Source organism: Xanthomonas arboricola pv. guizotiae (assembly GCF_002940205.1).
Lineage (GTDB): Bacteria > Pseudomonadota > Gammaproteobacteria > Xanthomonadales > Xanthomonadaceae > Xanthomonas > Xanthomonas arboricola_C.
Map to the genome: position 1 here is coordinate 1 of NZ_MDSK01000114.1, position 741 is coordinate 741.

1 pseudogene is annotated in these 741 nt (G+C 55.1%); it reads left to right on the top strand.

Annotation, left to right across the window (positions count from 1 at the left end):
• Positions 1 to 677 (top strand): annotated as a pseudogene (locus tag XarbCFBP7408_RS22055) (Tn3 family transposase); the annotation flags it as partial.
• Positions 678 to 741: the final 64 nt, after the last annotated feature.

The window sequence follows — 741 nt, forward strand, 5'->3', positions numbered from 1 at the left end:
GTTTTCACAAAAGACATCGGATTCTGCGAGTCATTTTTACTCGTATGTCGGCTGAACCCCAATACAAGTTCTTCCGACCCGATGAGGACATTCGTTACGAACACATCGACGCGCTGTTCCGGGACACTGTCGACTGGGATCTGATCGAGACCCACTGGAAAGACCTGATGCAGGTCGTGCTCTCGATCAAGACCGGCAAGATCGCGGCCTCGATGCTGATGCGCAAGCTGGGCAACTACAGCCGCAAGAACCGGCTGTACCAGGCCTTCAAGGCGCTTGGTTCGGCCGTGCGCACTTGTTCCTGCTGCAGTACATCTCCAACCGCCAGTTGCGCGAACAGATCACCGCCTCGACCAACAAGGTGGAGGCCTACAACGGCTTCGCAAAGTATTTCTTCTTCGGCGGGGTAAGGAGTGATTGCCGACAATGACCCCGTTGAGCAGGAGAAGGCCGTCCAATACAACGACCTGGTCTCCAATGCCGTCTTCTTCTACAACGTGGTCGAACAGACCCGAATCATGACGTCTCTGATGCGGCAGGGGTGGAAGATCACGCGGGAGGACGTGGCGTTCCTCAGCCCGTACGTGACCAGCCATGTAAAGCGCTTCGGGGATTACCTGATTGATGTGGAGGCGGTCCCGGAACCGTATGAGACTGAACTGGCATTGGCAGGGTAGTTTTGGTGCGCCAAAATATCCGCTAACTCACTGATGCAATGGATGAAATCCGATCTTGTGAGCT